Source organism: Streptomyces violaceorubidus, from assembly GCF_000717995.1.
In the GTDB taxonomy this organism is placed as follows: Bacteria; Actinomycetota; Actinomycetes; order Streptomycetales; family Streptomycetaceae; genus Streptomyces; species Streptomyces violaceorubidus.
The window spans coordinates 1-233 of sequence record NZ_JODM01000236.1; the positions used below are offsets into that span (position 1 = coordinate 1).

The window sequence follows — 233 nt, forward strand, 5'->3', positions numbered from 1 at the left end:
GGCACCGACATCCCCATCGGCACCCCCATCGCAGGACGCACCGACGACGCCCTCGACCACCTCGTCGGCTTCTTCGTCAACACCCTCGTCCTACGCACCAACCTCACCAACAACCCCACCTTCACCGAACTACTGACCCGAGTCCGCGACACCGACCTCACCGCCTACACCCACCAGGACACCCCCTTCGAACGCCTCGTCGAAACCCTCAACCCCGAACGCTCCCCCTCACG

The 233-nt window shown here is 65.2% G+C and carries 1 protein-coding gene; it reads left to right on the forward strand.

The genetic code is table 11. From position 1 onward, the window contains the following. Nucleotides 1-233: condensation domain-containing protein (locus IE94_RS37015; protein WP_037925226.1), on the forward strand; the 233-nt coding region annotated here is incomplete at both ends.